Below are 21,960 nucleotides of genomic sequence, written 5' to 3'. Positions count from 1 at the left end.
TAGACGGGTGAGAAAAGGTGGTGGAGATGGGTGCGCAATCCAATGCGGCGCCAATCATCATCAAGAAGAAGCGTGTGTCAGGTGGTGATGGTCACCACGGCGGCGCGTGGAAGGTCGCATATGCCGACTTTGTCACGGCCATGATGGCGTTCTTCATGTTGATGTGGCTGCTGAATGCAACGACGGAAAAACAACGCAAGGGGTTGGCGGATTACTTCTCGCCGACAATCCCGATGAACCCGGTTTCCGGAGGGGGCGATGGTGCTTTTGGCGGCACCAATATGCTGACCGAAGAAACCCGGGTGTCGGATGGGCTGGGTGCAAGCGACCGCACTCCAACCAAGGCGCGGCAGGCGCGTGGGTCGACAGGCGTCGATTCGCTCGGGCGCGGCAAAGGTGCGTTCGAAGATTTTTCATCGCTCGAGGCACATCTGCTCGGACGAACGGGCGAAAGCATGGTCTCGGACGAGGTTCTCAAACATATTGTCACGCGTGTCACCGATGAGGGTTTGGTGGTCGAGTTGTTCGACACAGAAGATCAACCGCTGTTCAAGACAGGAAGCGACAAGCCAACCGCAGTCATGATGGCGCTTGCAGGGCTGGTGGCCCGCTCATCGGACCTCGTGACCAACGCGATTGCCGTTGACGGGCATGTTCGTGCATCGCCCATCGTGCAGGCCCGCAATCCCTCCTGGGATCTGTCCACGTCCCGCGCACATGCGGCGCGCAGGCTGTTGCAGATGAAGGGGGTTGAAGGGCAGCGACTCGAGCGCATCGCCGGGCATGCAGACCGCAAACTGTCCACGGACAATCCCATGGCGGTCCGAAACAACCGGATCGAGGTCATCTTTCTGCGTCAATAGCGTCTGATTGGATAGAACGCATTTTAGATGTTAGCCCGCTGTTAAGGGCCTGCACGTTAGCTGTTGCTGCAACGAACTACGCAACAGAAGGGCGTGCTGATGACAATTTCCTCTTCGTTGAATGCCGGTGTGGCTGCGCTGAAGGCAAATGCCAACAGGTTGGCGACAATCTCCGATAACATCGCCAACTCGTCGACCTTTGGGTATAAGCGGGTCGAGACGGATTTTCATTCGATGGTCACGTCGGGCCAGGGCGGAGCTTATTCCGCCGGCGGCGTCAGGACCACCAGTCAGCGGCTGATTGATCAGCGCGGATCGCTGGTGACAACGAACAACTCGACCGATCTGGCCGTACGTGGACGCGGGATGTTGCCGGTCATGCCCAGTTCGCAAATCGGGTCGGGCTCGACAGAAATGCTGCTGACCACCACAGGATCATTTCGCGCCAATTCCGAGGGGTATCTTGTCACCGAATCGGGTCTGGTGCTTCTGGGTTGGCCGGCTGCGGCCGACGGATCGATCCCCAGCGTCCCCCGCGACACCCCTGCTGCATTGCAACCCGTACAGCTCAGCATCAATCAGCTGTCCGGAGCGCCGACAACAGAAATGAACCTGCGTATGAACCTGCCCGCCACAGCCACCGACGCCGGGGCACCGGGCGATTCGCAGCCCCTGTCTGTTGAATACTTCGACAACCTCGGCAAATCAGAAAGCCTAGATATCGAACTGGTGCCAACGGTTCCGGCGACCGGCAGCAGCAATGAATGGACAATGATTTTGCGTGACTCGGCCTCGGGCGGCGCCGTGGTTGGGGAATACACCCTTACCTTCACGGACAGCCGGACGGCCGGCGGAACGCTGGCCAGTGTAGCAGCCGTGTCGGGTGGTGCATATGATCCGGCCACCGGCAGTGTGGTTGTCAACGTTGCGGGCGGGCCGATGGAAATCAACATTGGCCAAATCGGTGATGCAAACGGGATCACGCAGCTGTCCGACACATTTGCGCCGGTCTCAATCACCCGTGACGGATCCGCCGTCGGAACGATGACAAGCATCCAGGTTGATGAAAGCGGATATGTCTATGCGTTTTATGACACCGGCGTCAGCCGTCGGATGTTTCAGATCCCACTGGCGGATGTTCCTAATCCAAACGGCTTGACCGCGCTAGACAGCCAAACCTACGCCCCCTCACGCGATAGCGGCACATTTTTTCTGTGGAACGCGGGCGAAGGGCCGACCGGCGACCTGATTTCCTTCGCGCGCGAGGAATCCACAACGGACGTCGCGACCGAACTGACATCGATGATCCAGACGCAGCGCGCCTATTCCTCAAGCGCCAAGGTGATCCAGACGGTGGATGAAATGCTGCAGGAAACAACAAATATCAAACGCTAATCCAGCGCTTGATGAGAGAGAGGGGATCGCGTCATGAGCATGTCAACAGCATTTAACAACGCGCTGGGTGGATTGAGCGCCGCCAGTCGTGGCGCAGCGGTTGTATCCGGGAACATCGCAAATGCGCTGACGCCCGGTTACGCACGCAGATCGCTTGAGCTGTCGACCAGCCAGATATCAGGCAACGGGGTGCGCGTCGCTGGCGTTACCCGGCATCAGGATCCTGTCCTGATTGCGAACCGACGCGCCACTGACGCTGAACTGGCGCTGAACTCTACGGTTGCGACGTTTCACACCGGGTTTGAAAGACTGGTCGGCACTCCGGATGACCCCACTTCCATCTCGGCGCAGCTGGCCGCCTTTGACGGGAGCCTGATTACGGCTGCCAGCCTGCCGGAATCGGCCGAACGCCTTGATCAGGCAGCGCGCGCCGGGCGCGATTTGGCCACCCAGCTGAACACGGCCTCTGAGGGTTTGCGCCAGATACGATCTGACGCTGATCGGACAATCGGCAGGCAGGTCAAAACGCTGAATCAGACCCTGAAAGATATCGAGGCGCTGAATGCCCGGATACCTGCGATACGGAATTCTGGCGGTGATATTGGGGCATTGCTCGATCAACGGCAAATACTGATAGATCAGGTGAATGAACTGGTCCCGGTCAACGCAGTCGCCCGCGAAAATGATCGCATCTCGCTCTATTCGGATGGCGGGCTGATCCTGCTCGAAGGGACGGCCGCCGAGTTTACCTTTTCGACCACGGGCGACACCAAACCTCATATGACGGTTGCGAATGGGTTATTGTCCGGTCTGCAGGTCAACGGAAACCCGGTGACGACGCAGGGCGATACGGCGCAAATTCGCGGCGGAGCGCTGATGGCTCAGTTCGAAATCCGCGACGAACTCTCGGTCGAAGCACAGGTAAATCTGGATGCTGTTGCCCGCGATCTCATCGAACGGTTCGAAACGCCCGGTCTTGATCCCACGGCTATGGCAACCGATCCGGGGCTCTTTACGGATGCCGGCAATCGGTTTGACGCGACGGCCCCTGCTGGTCTTGCCTCACGCATCAGTGTGAACACAGCTGTCGACCCCGATGCGGGCGGCGACAGCTGGCGACTGCGCGCGGGGCTTGGTGCCGCGACACCGGGCGCGCCCGGGGACGCTACACAGCTTCGGGCATTTGGTGCGGTTCTGGCCGATGCCCGACCGCTCTCGGGCACCATATTCGGAACCGGCAATCTGCGCGCCGCCGAAATCACTGAGGCGCTGCAGTCAAAGGTGGGGGCCGATGCACATGTGGCCGAAGAACGCCGCGTCTTCGCCGCAAGTGCCCAGCTCGAGATGGAGAAACTGGTCGCCGAACAAGGCGTGGACAGCGACACCGAGTTGCAGCGGATGATGCAGATCGAGCAAATCTACGCGGCAAACGCGCGGATCCTTTCCGTCGTGGATGAGCTGATGGAAACACTGCTGAGGATCTAACAATGACATTGAATGCAATCGGTGATCTGGCGCGTGGCCTGACATTGCGGGCCCGCAGCACGGAAATCAAAACCCAGATCGAGACACTTTCTTATGAGATGTCCACCGGCAAGGTACAGGATGTCTCGGGCCGCCTTGGCGGGGATTACTCCTATCTTCTGGATTTGGATCGCAAGCTGGTACAGTTCGACGCCTATTCCGTCGCAACATCTGAGGCACGGCTTTTCACGGATGCAATGCAGCTGAGCCTGACAACCTTTAGCGATTCAATCGGCGAACTTTCTGCGTCACTGCTCGCCTTTGGCAGCGCCAACCAGACGGTCACACATGAACAGGCCTCTGTTCAGGCGCGGAACGAGCTGAACACGATGATCTCAGCGCTCAATACCCGCGCCGGCGGGCGCAGCCTGTATTCCGGCACGGCCACTGATGTCTCGCCCTTGCCGTCCGCCGACACGCTGCTGACTGCGCTGCAGGCCGAGCTGACCGGCCTGGTCACGATGGCCGATATTCGTCAGGCGGCAGAAGATTGGTTCAACGACCCCGCTGGGTTTGACGCCGTTATTTATCAAGGCAATGCAACCTCTCTTGCGCCGATGACAATCTCAGAAAACGAGAGCATCGCGGTACCCATCAAGGCAAATGATCCCGCCTTCAAGGCGGCGCTGCGCGATGTCGCCGTCGCGGCGCTTGTCTCAGACAATGCGCTTGGTGTCGCGCCCGATCAGCGGACGGCTTTGTTTACAGTGCTGGGCGTCGAGTTGGCGAATGCCAAGGACGACACAGTCAATCTGCGCGCGCAGGTCGGCGCCGCAGAAGCCCGGGTAGAACAGGCCGCAACACGCAATGCAGCGGAAAAGACCAGTGTCGAATACGCCCGAAACAAGCTTGTCTCTGCCGACCCCTATGAAACCGCGGCGCAGCTGCAAACCGTGCAGTTCCAGTTGGAAAGTCTGTATTCCGTAACCGTTCGCAATGCGAACCTGTCACTGGTGAACTTCCTGAGATGAGGCTGCTGATATTTCTCTTTCTGTTGCTACCCGGCATCGCAAATGCTGGCGCGATTCGACTGAAGGATCTGGTCGAATTCGACGGCGTTCGAGGCAATGATCTGGTGGGCTATGGCCTCGTGGTTGGTCTGAACGGGACCGGTGATGGTCTGCGCAACTCTCCCTTCACCGAAGAAATCATGTCGAACATCCTTGAGCGTCTTGGCGTCAATGTGAACGGTGAAGATTTTCGCCCCAAAAACGTGGCTGCCGTGCTTGTGACAGCAAGCCTGCCACCGTTTGCGCGGGTCGGCGGGCAGATTGACGTGACGGTATCCGCAATTGGCGATTCCAAAAGCCTTTTGGGCGGGACATTGATCATGACACCGCTGAACGCGGCAGACGGTCAAATATACGCGGTTGCGCAGGGGACGGTTCTGGCCGGTGGCGCTGTCGCCGAGGGCGAAGCGGCCACTGTCGTACGCGGCGTCCCGACCTCGGGCGTGATTCCGTCCGGCGCCCGGGTAGAACGAGAGATTGATTTTGAACTATCGACGCTGACCCAACTGCGCCTCGCTCTGCGCGAGCCTGATTTCACGACGGCCAGTCGCATTGAGGTGGCGATCAATACGGAATTCAATCGCGCTGTGGCGATCATGAGGGACTCGGGCACAGTCGAACTGAACGTTGCAGCCACGCAAGCCGCATCAACCGCGCATGCGATCAGTCGTATTGAGAACATCCTCGTCGAACCAGAAACTAAGGCCCGCGTTGTGGTTGATCAAAGATCCGGGACGATTGTCATGGGGCAGGATGTGCGGATTTCGCGTGTCGCAGTTTCACAGGGGAACCTGACCCTCAGGGTCGAAGAGGCCCCCATCGCGGTACAGCCCAACCCCTTCGCGCGCGGTCAGACCGTTGTGGTGCCCAGAACGGTTGCTGATATCGAAGAGGACGAAGGCACCGGCCTTGCAGAAATACCCGCAGCGACAACCTTATCCGAAGTGGTCGCCGGTCTGAATGCGTTGGGGGTCTCGCCTCAGGATATGATTGACATACTCAAAACAATCAAAGCCGCCGGTGCCCTGCACGCAGAGTTTATTGTACGCTGACAGCAGCTCCATAATTCAGCTCAGCTTGCAGGTTAAGATCTGACCCAAAGCCGCTTGTCTACTTCGATCTCCAGCTGTCCAGCCAGCGGCGGAAGCTGTTGCGCCGTTCCTCAATGGCATCGCCGGCAGCATATATCCCATCTTCGACATTCTCCAACATCGGGTCGATTCTGGATCGGCGGAACCGGCGCCAGCGCACCCAAATGGCCCAAATAAGCGCCGCAAAAACGGTCAAGAAGATGATGTTGAACCAGGGTATGATGCGTACGTCGGGGCCATCGACGTGACGGATGAAAACCGCATTGGGAAAGATCGACATGAATTCGTTGCGCCAGCCGTAATGCGTGACAGCCACCCAATCGGGATTCTCTTTGGTCGACTTTGCATCGTTGGCTTCGGTGTAAAGATTTGCGGTGTCGAACTTGAAATAAGGTGGCCAACCCCAGCTGGTATCCTCGTTTCGATAGACGATCGGCTTTCCATTTGCGCGTACGGCCTGGATGAACTGAACATCCCGGTTGGACAGGCTTGTGGATTGGTCGTCTGGTTCGGACCAAAATATCCGGGTCCAGTCATTCAGATCCTGACGCTCTTCATAGGTGTTCACTATCCGCACGATGTCATGTTGCGGCAGCGAATATTGCAGAATTGCCCCTAGCGTGATCCAGAAGGTCAGGATGAACGCCCATTTGATATAAACCATTCCCAGAACCTCACAGATAATTCACGATATAGATCAACGACCCGATGGCCACCCATGGTACAAAAAAAACGCCAAGGATCAGTTTTCGTCGGAACGAATTGTCATAGGCATGCAAACCACGTTCAACAAACGCTTCTTTATTGCCAGTCTTGCCCTTTTCATCCCACCAGTTCTCAAGCTTACGGCGCCGCATACCGCGCGAATAGAGTGACAGTGCAAAATAGGCAACTGTCTGGAGGACCAGCAGGATCAGAAACAGGCGCATCGCTCCGAACATCTCAATTCCTCCCGACCGCGCCCCAAGGGCCCACACGTGCGATTACCGCCTCGCTGACCCGGTCATCGCCGCTCATATCCGGCTCATGGCCGAACAACGACGCGCGGGCACCCGCCTTATCGACCTGATACTCGCGCGCGAGGAAGTCGGCAACATAGGCTTTCTTGTTCTCAGCCCATGTTTTGTATGTGCTGTAGAACAGCTCTTTATGGCAGATGAACATCTGGCGCGGATCCAGTGGGGCCAGTTCTGCCAGCAACATGTTCACCAGATCGCGGTTCGGCGTATCGGCTGCACGCAGCGTATAGAAATAGGCCGGATGATCCGAAGTGATGTGCGGCCATCGCCCGCCATCTGTTGCCCAGCGCAGCAATTGCGCCAGACCATGATAGGCCTCGGGCAGGCGATCGGAATGGGTGCGCGCCAAACGTCGCATATCGCTGCGGTCAAGGCCGGTCAGGTCGACATTCGCATCGGCGGCGGCGTCGATGGTCAGGAAGTCCATCCTCTGCTGCAGGATCGCCGCCGCATCCACGCCGCGCGCTTTTACAATCGGCTCGACCAGATCGTTATAATCGAGGAACTTGGCAATCTGATTTCGCTGCGAAGGATCAAACCTGTATTTGATCTTCAGATCGTCCGGCTTGTCCCCCATGCAGATCGCTGCCGGGTGATCCATATCGGGAAACAGATAGAGCCCGCCGAAATGCGCTGTCCAAAAGTTGCGTTGCTCAAAAGCCGTGTGGCGCAAGCGGACCGGGTTGCGCGTGACATCGCCGGTTTCCTTGGCCGTATCGATCATCTTTGCGATCAGCACATCATCGAACCAGGCATCCTCTTCGGTTTTGAATTGTTCAACCATACCCGCCAATTGCTGTGCCTTGCGCAGGGTGCCGCCAGCGGTATCGGCCTCGATCTCGATCTTACGCAGGTTCAGCAGGTCGGCGGGCGTGGTGAGTTTGAAGACCGAGTTCACCAGCTCTCCGGCCACCGCATCGGTGGCGGTCAGGGCAAACAGCTGCGCCTCGTTCATCTCGATAAAGTCCCGCAGGATATCGCGCGAGGTCGAGAATTTGACGTTCAGCAAAGGTGCCCGTTTCTGTTCGGTCGTCAGCAAGATGAATTGCCGATTGACCCCGTTGGGGTTGAGGTAGAGCTCATCCTCAAGCTCAATCCCCACCTCCGGCGAATAGCCCGAGATATCGACATGGAAGTCCATCAGCGCCGTGGTCTTGCCCGCCAGATGCTGCAGCGCGCGGTTATACCGCTCGACCAGAGCCGGGCTGGAGATGTGGACGAGGTTGCCGAACATCAGGCCTTCTTCGATGAGGCGGATCATTCTGACCACCTGTGCGTGACTTGCAGGTCAATTCCCTTGACCAGTCCAACCCAATAAGGCGCTGATAATATGAGGCCGCCAACCAATACCACCGAAGGTTCTAGCCTTTCACTTAACCCCCAAGTGTCAAAAATCATCAAGCCACACACGGCAATCAAACCATAATACACTGCAACTGCGACGCCTAAACTAGCGGTCCACCAAAAAAAGAACCGGAGCCACATAAAGCCACCCAAAGGTACGGGTAGACTGCGCCTGATCACCCATAAGACAAACTTGATGCCCGAATAGGCAAGGAGCGCACAAGTAATCAGGTAGAGGATATCAAGCACTCAATAACTCCTAGCAAACCGACCAACGACAACCACCGCCAGTACCAACAACGGCAATGCAAACGCCCGCGCCGTGATCTGCAAGTTGAACCCGATGTATGACACCACGCTGCCTTCAAACAGGATCAGGGACTCTTCCCATGAGGTGCCCTCGAACCCGCCGCCCGCATTGACACCGAACTGGGTTAGAAACAGCACCGCCACGGCTCCCAGAAATCCGAGCACACCCCAGCGCAGGGGCAGGATCAGACCCAGAACAAGTGCCAGACCGGAAATCGCGTAAACGATCACTATCCCTTCCCCTCCAGATACCGCCGCTTGGCCTCTTCCATCCGGCCCATCTCACGCACCGCATTTTCGATGGCGACCTCGTCGCTCTTATCGGCATATCGGAACTCGCTGTCGGCGTAGCGGTTGATCTCCTGCATCACCATCTCGACCGTGATCGGCTGGCGCAGGTCCTCGATCATGGCCTTCTTGGTGTCGTAGTCGCGAAACAGGAACAGGTCCGGGTTTTCCATCCACTCATCTGGCAGTTCGAAATCCATCGCGCGGACCTTGACCGCGTCGGTGATGTTCTTGATGGCGCGACCGGTGAACCGCTCATCCGCCTGTTGAATCGCCTTGAGGTAGGTGCCTAACTTGGCGATTGTGTCCATCTGGCCGATTTCGTCGGAGACCCGGTCATAGACCTGCATCAGAGCGTCCTCATGCGGGCGGGCGTGGCTTTCGAAGCTGGCGGCGACGGCCTTCTTGATCTCTTGCGCGGCATAGGCCTCGTGTTCGCCCAGGGGGATGTCGTGGTTGCGGCCCATCAGCAGGTGCAGGATGTCGATGTAATCCTCACGCGTTTGCGGCCCGTCCACCAGAAACCGCGCTCCTGCTCGCTGGCGCAGTGCGTCGTCCACATTCTCCGGGTAATTCGAGAACATGCCAAAGGTGCAGTTGCCGCGCACGACGGTGTTGGCCCCCGCAAAGCTCTCCATCAGCACGGCGGTGATTTCCAGCTGCCCGGCCGACGACTGCCGGTCGCCGCGTTTACCCGCCAGTTGGTCGATATCGTCGATGGTGCCGAAGCCGATGACCGAGGGGTCGATGATTGAGTTGATAAACGCCTTGGCGTTCTGGCCGGATTTGCCCTGATAGCTGTCGATATTGTCGGTGCTCAGGTTCTGATAGCGAAACGGATAGCCAGCGTTCTGGCAGTAGTCGTTGATCAGACCGGCCATCATCTGGATCAAGGTGGTCTTGCCGGTGCCCGGTTTGCCGTCGCCCATGAAGGTGAAAATGAACCCGCCAAGTTCCGCGAAGGGGTTCAGGCGGCGGTCAAAATCATAGGCCATCACCATCTTGGCCAGCTTCATCGCCTGATACTTGGCGATGTGGTTGCCCACCACCTCGTTCGGTTTCTTGAACGTCATGGTCAGGGTGGTGGATTTGGCTTTGGAGGCGGGTTCGAACCCCCGGATCGTCAGATCGTCGGCCTCGATATGCCAAGCGGCGTTCTGGAACGGGGCCAGATGGCCCGCGGACTGGGCGCGCAGGGCGGCTTTCTCCATCAGTTGTTCGGCATAGGCACTAGCTGCCGCGATCAGGTGCGCGTCGTCAGGCGCATGTTTGGCCAGCGTTTGGTCCAGCTCCCATAGCGCGCCGTGCAGGGCGAGTTGGCCATTGTCGGTCAGAACCTCTTCGAGCTCACCGATATCGGCGGTCGTCTCACCAAGATGCGAGGACATCAGATAGGCCAGTGCGTTGCCGAACGTGTGAGAGGTGATCAGAGCCTCAGCCGTCAGCAGTTCCGAGAATTCGGTCTTGCGCGCAGCAGGCAGATCACCCGCAAGGTTCGCACGTTTCAAGTCGGCCAGCGGGGTCTGTTCCGCATAAGCCTCACCCACGGCCAGAGCAATGGCGATGGCGCGCCGGATCGCCTGCTGTGTAGTCGCCTGAGGCGGCGAGACCAGCATGTCACCATCATCCGACGCCTCAATCCGCTCGACCAGATGCACCCCATCTGTCCGCACTGTGCGCCGTGTCACCAAACCCGGCGTGGTGGACCGGAACCTACGTCCGGTCGACACCCCCGGCGACCGTTCCGTCGACGTCTCCACCGCCTTGGCAATCCGAGGCGCGTGTTCGAACCCGTTTAGCAGGGCGGTCGCTGCCGGATAATGCTTGCGAATATCGTCTTCGCGCAATTCCATCTGGTCTGACGTCAAACTCATTTCACAATCGCCTTTGCTGTATTCAATATCTCAACACCTGCCCGGTCTTGCTGACGACGAACTTGCGCACATCGGCAAAGCCCGGCGGGTTGCGCTCAGCCAGCACCTGAAACGGGCGCTGGGGTAGGATGATCGACCGTTGGGTTCGGGTCGCTCCAGTCTCGGCGCCTCGGCCACCGAACGGGTCCAACGCAAATACCTCACGCTGCACGGTCGAAAACCACCCGGCGCGTTCTTCGATCACGTCCTCGCTGTCCAGCTCTTCCAAAGTCCAGGCCAATGCCCAATCCTGACCTCTAGGAGCCTGCGCATCCTCCAACACCTGCCGCAACGGGCCGGATTGCTCGGTATAGGCCGATGAATACATCGGGCCCACATGGATACGCCGCAGATGTTTGGGGTGCAGATCGTCGAAATCCTGATCGAAACCTTTCGCGATCGTCACCAGTTTCAACCCACCTAAGGATTGTGCCATCAGATGAGCCTGGACCTCGGGCCAGCGGCGTTGATCCTTGGGCAATGCCGTCTTGCCGCTGTCCTCCAACTGCATCAGGTAGATGACCGGCAGGTTGATCTGGCTGTCATAGACCGCCCAGTGGATCAGGAATTTGCGCCGGTCGCCCTCATTCCCGATCCAGTGGCATTCGGGATCGTTGCGGGCCCAGAACAGCTCCCCCTTCAGCAATTCCTCGTAGTAGAGTCTTTGGGACAGCGCGAATTGCAGCTTCGTCGGGATTTCCTGATCACCGATGATCGTCCGCACCATGTCGGTCTTCAGGTCGTCGGCTGAGGGCATATTTGCCAAATGCACCTGCCCCTGCTGCGCGTCATTGGCCATTGTCAGCAGCTCTGCCGCCACCGGAAAGCCGCTGTCGCGTTTGTCCATGGCGAGGCTGCCAAAGAACCGCCCTGTATCGCGCCCGACCAGCAGGTATTTCATGCTGAGCGCCCGGAAGGTATAGAGCAGCCCCGAGAGGTAACGCGACACTATGCGCACCTCTTGCTTGCTGATCGCACCCTCTGCCTCCATCGTCGCGGCCACGCGCAGGAGGTGGACGGTGATCACCTCGAATTTGCGGAAGTAACGGCGCGAGGCGAAGGTGTCGGTCAGGCCAACGTGGTCTCGGGTGGGGTCAGCTGCCAATTGCTTTCTCCCACAGTCTATGAACGTCCGCAGACGCTATCTGGCGCTGTTTGCGAACAGAACCAAGCAAATCCGCTGGAGAAAAATGGTGAGCGCGTTGCCAGACAATTCCACATTTCTGAATTATGCCAACATAAGCAGGGCCCACAAACCTCGCCACTTGCCAAACGAGAAAGGCCAACGAAATTGGCGACAGCAATACTAGTGAAACTCCCATGGCTGTTTCGTTGCCACCGGTAATCCAAAAAGTAACCGCAAAGCTAATGGCGAATACCGCAATCAAAGGTAGCGCAAAGATAAAGTACCGACCCCCGATATATGCCATCGCAAGCGCTGCACCGAAGATACCATTAGCCCAACGAAGGGGCGACCAACCTAACTGCTCTGACCGGCTTGTATTCAATCGGTCCAAGCTCAACCCCCATACAAATTCTTATCATGCTTCTCGACAATCGAGGCGAACCGACGGGCAAAACGCTCGTCTGCCTTGGCCTTTTTCTCCAGCACGTCGCGGGCAAAGACCATGTGGTCCTCATGCGCCTCGAGCATGTCGGCCATTTTCTGGTTGGTCGCGGTGCCGATGGCGGCCATGGCGGTTTGCGCCTCTTGGTCGGTCTGCACGCCGATCTCGTTGATACGGTGGGCCACGTCCTGCTGCTGCGCGGTTTTCAGCGATTTGGTCAGGGCGTCATACAAGACCACGCGCTGTTGCGTGTCTGTCTGCAGCTTGTTGATCAGCACCATCTGCGTCGCCGCCTGGTTCTGGAGTGAATCGACCCAGGTCTTGCCCTTTTCGATGTAGCGCTCCAGCGTTTGGCTTTTGGCCAGCTTGACCTGCTCTTCCTGAACTTTGGCGTTGTATTGCTTGTTCAGCTCAGCCAGCTCGGTTTCCAGCTGGGTGCGCGCGGCGGCGTCCTGTTCGACGGAAATCTTGTTTTCCAGCGTGATGATCGCCGGATCCATGCCCTGAATTTCAGCACGCAGAGCTTCCAGCTCGGCCACGGTGGCTTCGCGGTCATCAAGCGTGACGGTCAGGTTATCCTCGACCTTGACGCGCTGTTTTTCCAGCACGGACAGTTGGCCTTCCAGCAACTTCACGATCACGTCTGATTTGGCGATCAGGTCCTGCAGCTTGTCGTCGATATTGGCCGTGCGCATCCGCTCTTGCCGCATCGAGTCCGATTTGCCTTTGGAGAAGATGCCAACAAAGCTCTCCCACCCGGTTTTCGAGCGCATGTCGTCGAAGTCTTTGGAAAAGGCACTGGTGACATCATCCAGACCCATGATCAGCTCGGCAATGTTGGCATTCATCACTTCGGTATGGGCATGCACATCGTCGAGTGTGGCGTTTTCGATGTCGATATCCGCCTCAGCAGTACCAATCTTGGCACGCGCCGCGTCAATCCGCGAAGTCAGACCTTCAATCTTTGACTGACTTTCCCGTACTTTGGCCTGTGTCTCTTGAATCAACGCTTCGAATTGCTGGTTCGACATCTATCCTATCCCTATTTTCCTTATTACCCAATAAGATAGGGAATGTTACGTCGGTTTACATCCCCTTGGGTCTCAAAATCATCAGGACTTTGGCAAAATCCCATTGAAAAAGATAGGACGAACACCCTAAGCAATGTGTTTTTGGCGTCTGCGTCGCAACGACGCCAGAGCCTGTGGTCATGGACAATTGCAGCGCCACCTGTTTGTGTGCTCGCAAACCAACTCTTGCCGGAGGCTGCCCCATGCTGGACACCGCAACTGACCTAAAATCGATCCTCAAAAACCCCACGTTGTTGGCGACGCAAGCGTATATCGGCGGTCAATGGGTGGATGGGGACAACGGCACCTTTGCGGTGACCAACCCCGCGCGGGGTGACGTGATCGCCGAGGTTGCCGACCTGAGCCGTGCGCAGGTCGCCGGTGCGATTGCGCAGGCTGAGGCTGCACAGAAGGACTGGGCCCGGCTGACCGGAAAAGAGCGCGCCGTAATCTTGCGCCGCTGGTTCGACCTGATGATGGAGAACGCCGAGGATCTGGGCAAGATCCTGACCGCCGAACAGGGCAAGCCGCTAACCGAGGCCATTGGCGAGATCGGATATGGCGCCTCTTTCATCGAGTTCTTTGGCGAGGAGGCCAAGCGCATTTATGGCGAGACGATCCCCGGCCACCAGCGCGACAAACGGATCATGGTGATGAAGCAACCGATCGGTGTCGCAGCCTCGATCACGCCGTGGAACTTTCCCAATGCTATGATCACCCGCAAGGCGGCCCCGGCGCTGGCTGCCGGCTGCGCCTTTGTCGCGCGCCCTTCCGAAGAGACGCCGCTGTCGGCAACGGCGCTGGCCGTGCTGGCCGAACAGGCCGGTATCCCGGCGGGTGTGTTCAACGTCGTTCCCTCGGTCAATGCCAGCGAGATTGGCAAAGAGTTCTGCGAAAACCCCGGGGTGCGTAAGCTAACCTTCACCGGCTCGACACAAGTGGGCCGCATCCTGCTGCGGCAGGCGGCAGATCAGGTGATGAAGTGTTCGATGGAACTGGGTGGCAACGCGCCGTTCATCGTGTTTGACGATGCCGATCTGGATGCCGCCGTCGAAGGCGCGATGATGTGCAAGTTCCGCAACAATGGTCAGACCTGCGTCTGTGCCAACCGGATCTATGTGCAGGCTGGTGTCTATGAGGCCTTTGCCGCCAAACTGAAGGCCGCGACCGAGGCGCTGGCCGTGGGTGACGGCCTGACGGATGGCGTCACGACCGGCCCGTTGATCAACGACAAGGCGGTCGCCAAGGTTCAGGACCATATCGCGGATGTCACGGCAAAAGGCGGCGCGATCCTGACCGGCGGTCTGCCCCATGATCTGGGCGGCACCTTCTTTCAGCCAACCATCGTGACTGGCGTCACTCAGTACATGAAAGTCGCGCAGGAAGAAACCTTTGGCCCGCTGGCGCCCCTGTTCAAGTTCGAAGACGAGGACGACGTCATAGCCATGGCCAATGACACGATCTTTGGTCTGGCCGCTTATTTCTATGCCAAGGACCTAAGCCGCGTGTACAAAGTCTCCGAGGCGCTGGAATACGGCATTGTGGGGGTGAACACGGGCATCATCTCGACCGAGGTTGGGCCGTTTGGTGGGATCAAACAATCCGGTCTGGGCCGCGAAGGCAGCCATCACGGCATCGAAGAGTTTCTGGAAATGAAATACGTCTGCCTGTCGGTCTGACCCATCCCCGCCATCGCCCAATCACCCTGGGCGATGGCCACTGACGATGCGCTTGTCATCAAACTGAAGTGAAACTGTCACAAAATCGCAATCATCCGGGGCCATTGCACTCACGTCCAAGTGAGAAGAGGATACCCAACGATGTCATTGCGCTTTGTCTGCCTGACATCTGCCCTTGCCCTGACCGCCGGTCAGTCCATGGCAGAGATGAATTTCAACCGAATTGCGTCCTTCCCCGTTGTCAAAAACATGGCCGAGGGGGCCGATACCGAACGCGAGACCTCACCCGAGATCATCGCCGCCACGGCGGACGGCATGACGCTGGTTTACACCGACAGCCCCTTGGGCGTCATCGGCATGGTCGATATCACCGATCCGGCACAGCCAGCCCCGCTGGGTGCAATGGAGGTTGGGGGTGAGCCGACCTCTGTGGGCATCGTCGGCACCACAGCTTTTGTGGGCGTGAACACATCTGAAAGCTATACGGCGCCGTCCGGCAAGCTGATCTCGGTCGATATCGCAGGCAAAGCCGAAACCGGTGCCTGTGATCTGGGGGGTCAGCCGGACAGCGTGGCCATCGCCGCTGATGGCAGCTTTGTTGCAGTCGCCATCGAGAATGAGCGGGACGAAGATCTGAACGATGGCATCATCCCGCAACTGCCCGCCGGATCACTGGCGCTGGTCCCGCTGAAAGACGGCACACTGGACTGTGCGGGCATGACGATGGCCTCACTGACCGGTCTGGCCGAGGTCGCGCCAACCGATCCCGAGCCTGAATTCGTTGATATCAACGGCCTAGGCGAAACCGTCGTTACCCTGCAGGAAAACAATCACATCGCGGTTGTCGACAGGTCCGGTAAAGTGATCAACCATTTCTCGGCAGGCAGCGTTGATCTGGAAGGCATCGACGCCACCGATGAACGCGGCGCGCTGATCTTCACCGAAAGCCAGCCGGGCCGCCTGCGCGAGCCGGACGCGGTGAAATGGATCGACGACACCCACTTCGCCACCGCCAACGAAGGCGACTATGAGGGCGGGTCGCGCGGCTGGACCATCTTCCACAAGGACGGCACCGTTGTTTATGAGAACGGCACCGATTTTGAGAAAGCCATCATCCAGATCGGCCACTATCCCGACAAACGCTCGGACAGCAAGGGGGTTGAGCCCGAAAGCGTGACCGCAGCAACCTTTGGCGGGACACCGATGATCTTTGTCGGCGCCGAACGTGCCTCGGTCGTGGGTGTTTATGACGCCACCGATCCGGCCAATCCTGTGCTGAAACAGCTGCTGCCTTCGGGTGTTGGCCCGGAAGGTTATGTGGCGATCCCGGAACGCAATCTGCTGGTCTCGGCCAATGAAAAAGACCTGATCGAAGAAGGCGGCCCGCGTGCGCATGTTTCCATCTTCGAATATCAGGATGCGCCAGCCGCATACCCGCATCTGACCTCCGCAGGTGCGGATGAGTTGATCGGTTGGGGCGCGCTGTCCGGTCTGGTCGCGGATGAGGACGGCATGATCTATGCGGTCAACGACAGCTTTTATGGCTTCCAACCTTCGATCTTCAAGATCGACCCCAGCCAGAAACCTGCCCGCATCGTCGACGTGATCCGCGTCCACCGTCAGGACGGCAACCCGGCTCAGAAACTGGACCTTGAGGGTATCACGCTGGACGGCGATGGCGGCTTTTACGTCGTCTCCGAAGGCCGCACCGATCGCGTCATCCCGCACGCGATCTATCACGTCTCGGCCGATGGCCTGATCAAGGACCGCAAAGGCGAAATCGGCCTGCCGCCCGAGCTGATGGCCGTTGAGAAACGCTTCGGCTTTGAGGGCATCACCAAGGTTGGTGACACCCTTTGGATGGCCGTTCAGCGCGAGTGGAAGGACGACCCTGAGAACCACGTCAAGCTGGTTGCTTACAATCTGGAAACTCAGGAATGGGGTGCAGTTCACTATCCCAAGGCTGATCCTGAAACCGGCTGGGTTGGCCTGTCCGAAATCGTAGCCTTCGGTGACTATGTCTATGTGATCGAGCGCGACAACCAGCACGACCACCGCGCCGTGACCAAAAAGGTCTATCGCATCCCGTTGTCCGAGATGACACCTGCGCCGCTGGGCGGTGAACTCCCTGTCGTCAGCAAGCAAGAGGTCCGCGACCTGCTGCCCGACCTGACTTCAACCGGCGGCTATGTGCTGGACAAGATCGAAGGCCTGGCGATCCTGCCTTCGGGCGAAGCCTTTGTGATGACCGACAATGATGGCGTCGACGATGCCTCGGGCGAGACCATGTTCTGGTCGATCGGTTCGGTGACAGCTGGCAATTGATACTGCCATCCACGAAAATCGCCCTGCGCAGCTACTGTGCAGGGCCTTTTGCTTTAGCCAAAGCCAAGTGCGGACAGGCTGCAAATGCTATCGATCGTCTTTTACTTTCGCCAACGGACCCACAGCAAACGCACCATTGGGAAAAAGCCGAGAAAAATCAGCAAAAGAAGCATAAATGCTGACTTCGAATCCGTTAAGATAAGCATTATGGAACTTGGCCTTTCGGCAATCGGTTCTTGTTTTGGACGAAAGACATGGTCGAACTTCCATGCTGACTTCGTCTCATCCGATAGCTCTGACCATCCGACAATGCGGATCGCATCACTTTCCCCGTAAGTAAGCAACAGATCGGTTTCCCCGTCGAACCCTGGCACGTCGGACCGCTTTACTGAACCTTCGGGCACATCAAGAAACTTGATCCTGTTTCCCTCAGCGCTGTGATCGACAACAGTGTCAGCCCCGTGGCCCGCTTCAAATGTATAGGTATCTACAGAATCATAGCCGACCAGAAGATCGTTTCCTTCAGCACCGAAGAATGCATCTTTTAGACTGGTACCACCAAGATTGTTGTCCGCAGCATTTCCATTCCGGACAAGCCCGATATTCAACGTCGGACCGCTGCTAACCATACGATCATAGTCCTCAGCCATCGCCGGAGGCAGAACCTCTGATGACGCCGCGACCGGGATAAGAAAAGCTACTACTGAGATGAATAGTCGAAACATCAAAATCGCTTAAAATTCGGCACCTCTACATTGGCGGGGCACTCGCGCAGAAACAAGGCTGCAAGCATTTCGCCTCAAGGGAATTTATCGATTGCCTATCTGTCCTACACAAAAACAACGCCCCGCGCCTGGAGGTGCGCGGGGCGTGCAGTCTGCAACAATCCAGAGAGGCGAGATTGTCGCTCATCTCAGTGGCCTCAGTTCACGGCTTTGGCGTCGACCACGTCTTTTTCGATAGCGTTGGCCGAAGAGATTTCAATCCGGCGCGGTTTCAGAGCCTCCGGCACTTCTCGCTTGAGATCGATATTCAGCATACCGTTCTCATGGCTCGCACCCGTGACGCGGACATGATCAGCCAGCGCAAAACGACGCTCGAACGCGCGCGTCGCGATACCACGATGCAGATAGCTGCGGTCTTTTTCCTCGGCGGCCTTCTTGCCGGACACAACCAGTGAGTTCTCTTTCACTTCGACCGATAGGTCACTTTCGGAAAAACCGGCAACAGCCACGGAAATCCGATACGTGTCGGCATCGGTTTTTTCGATGTTGTATGGGGGATAGCTGGGCTGCGCGACGTCACTGGTCAGAACGCGGTCCATCATATCGGCGATCTGGTCAAAGCCAATTGTGGCACGGTGCAGCGGTGCAAAGTCAAAACTACGCATGTGAATAATCCTCATCATTTGAGCGATCTACAGTCTGCCCTCCGTTCGGACGGGCGGTTGAGTTAACGGACCCCGTTTGTGGCGATCCGATACATTTCACATGGGGAGTATTCTGCGCGGTTCAAGACCCGCCAGAGCTGATGAATTTTGCACCGGAACTGGATTTGTCTGTGCCCACCTGCAACCGGCGAATTGCCGCCTTGGGTTGCGGTGCAGATGCGCGCATCTTTGCCCTCAGGTCTGAAACGATATCGGACAGTTCCATCCCGAAGCCGGTCTTTCTGCCCCGATATGAACCCCCGGCGGAGACAACTGAAAGAATCTGCCAGCGCGATCCATTCTTGGCCAAAATGGCGGACCCGGATGATCCGAATGTGATATCGCAATCAAACGTAATCAGCCCCTCTCGGCGTTCCAGAATGCGGCAAGACCGCTGTCTTGTGATCGCCTCGGCCCGGCCGCGGCCATATGAGGCGACGCTGATTTCGTTCCCGATCACACGCCCGCTGTACAGCGCAAAAGGGTTGGCTATCGAATGCGGAATGGGCGCTTCCAGTCGCATCAGCGCCACATCTGCCCGAATGCTGGCAGGCGACAGGGCCGCGTTGGCGACGTAATCGGGATGGGCAACGATTTGTACGACCTTTTTCTCTGCCAGAGCCTCTCCGTTGCTCAGCCCCGCGCGAAAGGTCACTTCGCCGGGGACATAAGGTTTGCCGGTTCTTTTGTCCAAGGCGCAATGCGCGGCGGTCAGAACCAGATCTTTGGCAATCAGGGTGCCGGTGCAAAAGGACCGTTTGCCAATATCAAGCCGTCCAATCGCCTCCCAGCCCAGCAGATCATCGCGGTCTGTCAGTTTGCGTTTATTGCCGCTTTGAGCATGCGCCGCAGCACCGGTCAGCGACAGGGTCAGAAACAAACAGATCAGAAACCGGATCATGGCCTAACGAACCTCGCACCTACATTCTTGGTCGATCCACCCGCGCCGGGCGAAGATCCGAAACCGCGCCCCTGAGACAGCTCTTCGCGCAGCAATTCAAGAGATTCCTCTAGCGCCGCTCCAAGGGCAACACGCTGCCCTTCCAGTTCGGCTTTGCCCGAGACAACGGACACAATGCGCGGCTGCTCTTCTGAGAAGGAAAAAATCGGCGCACCAGAGGCGCCAAAGTCGACATCGCAGGACATGACCAGAATGCCCGACTGGCGCGCCACAACCGAGCAGACCTCTTGCAGAGAGGGCGCCTCGGCACGGTCATGGGCGTAGGACACGACGCCGACATCTTCGCCGCGCGCCGGACGGAAGCCCGTTTCAAAAGGAATCACAGATGTGTTCCGGATCGGCTGCCAGAGCTCGATCAGCGCAATATCATGGCGCACCCGGTCGGCGGTGGTACGCTCGGCGTACTGATAATCGGGATGAATGACCGCTTGTCGCGCGGCGCGGTAAGCCGAAGCGCGTCCACGTCGCCAGCCGGCCAGAAATTCGATCTGAGACAGGTCAACACGCTGCTGGGTGGTTCTGTCGAACAGGCAATGTGCTGCCGTCAGAACCAGCGTGGGCGAAATCAAAGCACCGGTGCAAAACCCGATCCCGTCGATGTCCAGTCGCCCGACAGCCATCCATTCCCGCCCGGAATCGGTGGTTTCCAGACTTTTTAGCCCGGTATCCTGCGCTGCAGCTGCCATTGGCAGCACGCTCAACGCCAATGCCCTGATCCAGTTGCGCACGCGGTTCTCCGGCCCTTTCGCCCCGGAAAACTGTCTTATGGTTCGCTTGAGGCGAAAATAGGGCGAACACGCTGCCCCCGGTTTTCAGCACCAACTGATGCGCGGCTGCATCATGCCCGCTAACGCAGGATCGGCACCTCTGGCACCGGAGCCCCCTGCTGCGTCAGGGCTCGCGGCTCGGGCCCACCTGTCGCCCAATCAAGCAATTCGACCGTGTGCAGAATGGGAACATCCGTGCCCGAGCCAATCTGCATCATGCACCCGATATTTCCGGCCGCGATAACATCCGGTTTCTTTGCCTCTAGCGTGCGTACCTTACGCTCTTTCAGCTTTGCTGAAATCTCAGGCTGCATCAGATTATAGGTCCCGGCGCTACCGCAACACAGGTGACTGTCCGCAGGTTCGGTCACGCTGAAACCGGCCCGCTTTAGCAGGTCCTTGGGATAGGTTTTGACCTTTTGCCCGTGCTGCAGGGAGCACGCAGCATGATAGGCGACGGTCATATCCTTACTGTCCCTCTCGGGCAGGTCCAGCTGCATAAGCAACTCGCTGATGTCCATGGCGATGGCTGACACGCGCGCGGCATCGTTGGCCAGCGGCTCATTCCGGAACATGTGGCCATAGTCCTTGACTGTTGTACCGCAGCCCGATGTGTTGATCACAATTGCGTCCAGGCCTTTGCCATCCATCTCGTGCGTCCAGGCCAGAATATTGGCAGCCGCCGCTTTGTGGCTGTCCTGCGTTTTGCCCATGTGATGGGTCAGTGCGCCACAACATCCGGCACCTTCGGCCACAACCACCTCGCATCCCAGCCGGGTCAGCAGACGGATCGTGGCATCGTTGATGTCGGTATTCAGCGCCTTTTGCGCGCAACCGGTCATCAACGCGACCCGTTTGAGCCGCTCGCCTTTGGGCGCAAAACTCTGCGGGTCGTCGTTGCGGCTGACCGGCGGGATGTGGCGTGGTGCCATGTCCAGCATCGCGCGCAGCCGCGCGTCGGGCATAAGAAACCGGAACGGCCGTCCCAGTTTGGCCCCGATCAGAGCCCAGCGAAACCGCATGGGATAGGGCAATATCTGCGCCAGAACCCAGCGCAACGCACGATCCGAGAAAGGCCGCTTGTAGTTCGCCTCGATATATTCGCGGGCATGGTCGACCAGATGCATGTAATGCACCCCCGATGGGCAGGTTGTCATGCAGGCAAGGCACGAGAGGCAGCGGTCAATATGCTTGACCGTTTTTTCATCCGGCACCCGCTCGTTTTCCAGCATATCCTTGATCAGATAGATACGCCCACGCGGGCTGTCCAACTCATCGCCCAAAACCTGATAGGTCGGGCAGGTGGCGGTGCAGAAACCGCAATGCACACAATTCCTGAGAATCTCGTTGGATCGCTGAATCGCGGGGTCTTGCAGTTGTTTTTCGGTAAATGTGGTCTGCATCG

21 protein-coding genes are annotated in these 21,960 nt (G+C 58.1%); 7 read left to right on the top strand and 14 right to left on the bottom strand.

The genetic code is table 11. The features are described 5' to 3' along the window. Positions 1–26: 26 nt before the first annotated feature. The 5 genes from ACR0I7_RS13750 (at position 27) to ACR0I7_RS13730 (ending at position 5,844) form a co-directional block, all read left to right on the top strand. Positions 27–863 carry a flagellar motor protein MotB gene (locus tag ACR0I7_RS13750; RefSeq protein WP_480511942.1) on the top strand — a complete coding sequence of 279 codons (837 nt, stop codon included), beginning with the start codon at positions 27–29 and terminating at the stop codon, positions 861–863. Between the two features lie 99 nt (positions 864–962). Then, on the top strand, positions 963–2,258 hold the full coding sequence (locus ACR0I7_RS13745; protein WP_480511940.1) for a flagellar hook protein FlgE: 1,296 nt from the start codon (positions 963–965) through the stop codon (positions 2,256–2,258). 33 nt (positions 2,259–2,291) lie between these two features. Then, complete coding sequence (gene flgK / locus ACR0I7_RS13740) at positions 2,292–3,743, top strand: flagellar hook-associated protein FlgK (protein WP_480511938.1); 1,452 nt, start codon at positions 2,292–2,294, stop codon at positions 3,741–3,743. A 2-nt stretch (positions 3,744–3,745) separates the two neighbouring features. Then, complete coding sequence (locus tag ACR0I7_RS13735; RefSeq protein WP_480511937.1) at positions 3,746–4,753, top strand: flagellin; 1,008 nt, start codon at positions 3,746–3,748, stop codon at positions 4,751–4,753. Beyond that, positions 4,750–5,844 (top strand): flagellar basal body P-ring protein FlgI, encoded by a 1,095-nt coding sequence (locus ACR0I7_RS13730; protein ID WP_480511935.1) that lies wholly within the window; start codon positions 4,750–4,752, stop codon positions 5,842–5,844. Before ACR0I7_RS13735 ends, ACR0I7_RS13730 begins: the two co-directional genes overlap by 4 nt. A 58-nt stretch (positions 5,845–5,902) precedes the next feature. Here ACR0I7_RS13730 and ACR0I7_RS13725 read toward each other — a convergent pair whose 3' ends face one another. Genes ACR0I7_RS13725 through ACR0I7_RS13685 form a run of 9 tightly spaced genes read right to left on the bottom strand, consistent with a single transcriptional unit; the run spans position 5,903 to position 13,355 of the window. Next, complete coding sequence (locus ACR0I7_RS13725) at positions 5,903–6,547, bottom strand: DUF1523 family protein (protein WP_480511933.1); 645 nt, start codon at positions 6,545–6,547, stop codon at positions 5,903–5,905. Positions 6,548–6,557: 10 nt separating this feature from the next. Continuing rightward, complete coding sequence (locus tag ACR0I7_RS13720) at positions 6,558–6,824, bottom strand: hypothetical protein (RefSeq protein WP_480511931.1); 267 nt, start codon at positions 6,822–6,824, stop codon at positions 6,558–6,560. 1 nt (position 6,825) lies between these two features. Continuing rightward, a complete protein-coding gene (locus ACR0I7_RS13715) occupies positions 6,826–8,163 on the bottom strand; it encodes a DUF6638 family protein (RefSeq protein WP_480511930.1) in 1,338 nt (445 codons plus the stop codon). Continuing rightward, the gene (locus ACR0I7_RS13710; protein WP_480511928.1) at positions 8,160–8,495 is read right to left on the bottom strand and encodes a hypothetical protein; all 336 of its coding nucleotides are present in this window, start codon (positions 8,493–8,495) and stop codon (positions 8,160–8,162) included. The genes ACR0I7_RS13715 and ACR0I7_RS13710 overlap by 4 nt, the downstream gene beginning before the upstream one ends. Then, positions 8,496–8,786 carry a hypothetical protein gene (locus ACR0I7_RS13705; RefSeq protein ID WP_480511926.1) on the bottom strand — a complete coding sequence of 97 codons (291 nt, stop codon included), beginning with the start codon at positions 8,784–8,786 and terminating at the stop codon, positions 8,496–8,498. After that, the gene (locus ACR0I7_RS13700; protein WP_480511924.1) at positions 8,786–10,717 is read right to left on the bottom strand and encodes an AAA family ATPase; all 1,932 of its coding nucleotides are present in this window, start codon (positions 10,715–10,717) and stop codon (positions 8,786–8,788) included. Before ACR0I7_RS13700 ends, ACR0I7_RS13705 begins: the two co-directional genes overlap by 1 nt. A gap of 22 nt (positions 10,718–10,739) precedes the next feature. Continuing rightward, positions 10,740–11,861 (bottom strand): hypothetical protein, encoded by a 1,122-nt coding sequence (locus ACR0I7_RS13695; RefSeq protein WP_480511922.1) that lies wholly within the window; start codon positions 11,859–11,861, stop codon positions 10,740–10,742. Further along, positions 11,851–12,273, bottom strand: a complete 423-nt coding sequence (locus ACR0I7_RS13690; RefSeq protein WP_480511921.1) for a hypothetical protein — start codon at positions 12,271–12,273, stop codon at positions 11,851–11,853. The genes ACR0I7_RS13695 and ACR0I7_RS13690 overlap by 11 nt, the downstream gene beginning before the upstream one ends. Before the next feature lie 2 nt (positions 12,274–12,275). Next, positions 12,276–13,355, bottom strand: a complete 1,080-nt coding sequence (locus ACR0I7_RS13685; protein ID WP_480511919.1) for a hypothetical protein — start codon at positions 13,353–13,355, stop codon at positions 12,276–12,278. Positions 13,356–13,597: 242 nt separating this feature from the next. On the opposite strand from ACR0I7_RS13685, the gene ACR0I7_RS13680 reads away from it, so the two are divergent. Both ACR0I7_RS13680 and ACR0I7_RS13675 read left to right on the top strand, forming a co-directional pair. Continuing rightward, positions 13,598–15,073 carry an NAD-dependent succinate-semialdehyde dehydrogenase gene (locus ACR0I7_RS13680; protein ID WP_480511917.1) on the top strand — a complete coding sequence of 492 codons (1,476 nt, stop codon included), beginning with the start codon at positions 13,598–13,600 and terminating at the stop codon, positions 15,071–15,073. A gap of 141 nt (positions 15,074–15,214) precedes the next feature. Beyond that, positions 15,215–17,398: an esterase-like activity of phytase family protein gene (locus ACR0I7_RS13675; RefSeq protein WP_480511916.1), complete on the top strand. Its 2,184-nt coding sequence runs from the start codon at positions 15,215–15,217 to the stop codon at positions 17,396–17,398. Between the two features lie 101 nt (positions 17,399–17,499). On the opposite strand, the gene ACR0I7_RS13670 is transcribed toward ACR0I7_RS13675, so the two are convergent. From ACR0I7_RS13670 to glcF, 5 genes are all read right to left on the bottom strand, one after another. After that, positions 17,500–18,048 carry a hypothetical protein gene (locus ACR0I7_RS13670; RefSeq protein WP_480511914.1) on the bottom strand — a complete coding sequence of 183 codons (549 nt, stop codon included), beginning with the start codon at positions 18,046–18,048 and terminating at the stop codon, positions 17,500–17,502. 272 nt (positions 18,049–18,320) lie between these two features. Beyond that, on the bottom strand, positions 18,321–18,788 hold the full coding sequence (locus tag ACR0I7_RS13665; protein WP_480511912.1) for an Hsp20 family protein: 468 nt from the start codon (positions 18,786–18,788) through the stop codon (positions 18,321–18,323). Positions 18,789–18,909: 121 nt separating this feature from the next. Further along, positions 18,910–19,728 carry a trypsin-like serine peptidase gene (locus tag ACR0I7_RS13660; protein WP_480511910.1) on the bottom strand — a complete coding sequence of 273 codons (819 nt, stop codon included), beginning with the start codon at positions 19,726–19,728 and terminating at the stop codon, positions 18,910–18,912. Then, positions 19,725–20,516 (bottom strand): trypsin-like serine peptidase, encoded by a 792-nt coding sequence (locus ACR0I7_RS13655; protein WP_480511908.1) that lies wholly within the window; start codon positions 20,514–20,516, stop codon positions 19,725–19,727. Before ACR0I7_RS13655 ends, ACR0I7_RS13660 begins: the two co-directional genes overlap by 4 nt. 119 nt (positions 20,517–20,635) lie before the next feature. Further along, positions 20,636–21,958: a glycolate oxidase subunit GlcF gene (gene glcF / locus ACR0I7_RS13650; RefSeq protein ID WP_480511906.1), complete on the bottom strand. Its 1,323-nt coding sequence runs from the start codon at positions 21,956–21,958 to the stop codon at positions 20,636–20,638. Positions 21,959–21,960: the final 2 nt, after the last annotated feature.

The organism is Ruegeria sp. AM1 (genome assembly GCF_056540745.1).
This window is presented reverse-complemented; position numbering and strand designations above follow the sequence as displayed.

Excerpts from the sequence above, each read along its gene's own strand:
- ACR0I7_RS13730 (WP_480511935.1), top strand. The coding sequence starts at position 4,750 with ATGAGGCTGCTGATATTTCTCTTTCTGTTGCTACCCGGCATCGCAAAT.
- glcF (WP_480511906.1), bottom strand. The coding sequence starts at position 21,958 with ATGCAGACCACATTTACCGAAAAACAACTGCAAGACCCCGCGATTCAG.
- ACR0I7_RS13745 (WP_480511940.1), top strand. The coding sequence starts at position 963 with ATGACAATTTCCTCTTCGTTGAATGCCGGTGTGGCTGCGCTGAAGGCA.
- ACR0I7_RS13680 (WP_480511917.1), top strand. The coding sequence starts at position 13,598 with ATGCTGGACACCGCAACTGACCTAAAATCGATCCTCAAAAACCCCACG.
- ACR0I7_RS13750 (WP_480511942.1), top strand. The coding sequence starts at position 27 with ATGGGTGCGCAATCCAATGCGGCGCCAATCATCATCAAGAAGAAGCGT.
- ACR0I7_RS13715 (WP_480511930.1), bottom strand. The coding sequence starts at position 8,163 with ATGATCCGCCTCATCGAAGAAGGCCTGATGTTCGGCAACCTCGTCCAC.
- flgK (WP_480511938.1), top strand. The coding sequence starts at position 2,292 with ATGAGCATGTCAACAGCATTTAACAACGCGCTGGGTGGATTGAGCGCC.
- ACR0I7_RS13675 (WP_480511916.1), top strand. The coding sequence starts at position 15,215 with ATGTCATTGCGCTTTGTCTGCCTGACATCTGCCCTTGCCCTGACCGCC.
- ACR0I7_RS13700 (WP_480511924.1), bottom strand. The coding sequence starts at position 10,717 with ATGAGTTTGACGTCAGACCAGATGGAATTGCGCGAAGACGATATTCGC.
- ACR0I7_RS13720 (WP_480511931.1), bottom strand. The coding sequence starts at position 6,824 with ATGTTCGGAGCGATGCGCCTGTTTCTGATCCTGCTGGTCCTCCAGACA.
- ACR0I7_RS13660 (WP_480511910.1), bottom strand. The coding sequence starts at position 19,728 with ATGATCCGGTTTCTGATCTGTTTGTTTCTGACCCTGTCGCTGACCGGT.
- ACR0I7_RS13685 (WP_480511919.1), bottom strand. The coding sequence starts at position 13,355 with ATGTCGAACCAGCAATTCGAAGCGTTGATTCAAGAGACACAGGCCAAA.
- ACR0I7_RS13725 (WP_480511933.1), bottom strand. The coding sequence starts at position 6,547 with ATGGTTTATATCAAATGGGCGTTCATCCTGACCTTCTGGATCACGCTA.
- ACR0I7_RS13670 (WP_480511914.1), bottom strand. The coding sequence starts at position 18,048 with ATGGCTGAGGACTATGATCGTATGGTTAGCAGCGGTCCGACGTTGAAT.
- ACR0I7_RS13735 (WP_480511937.1), top strand. The coding sequence starts at position 3,746 with ATGACATTGAATGCAATCGGTGATCTGGCGCGTGGCCTGACATTGCGG.
- ACR0I7_RS13665 (WP_480511912.1), bottom strand. The coding sequence starts at position 18,788 with ATGCGTAGTTTTGACTTTGCACCGCTGCACCGTGCCACAATTGGCTTT.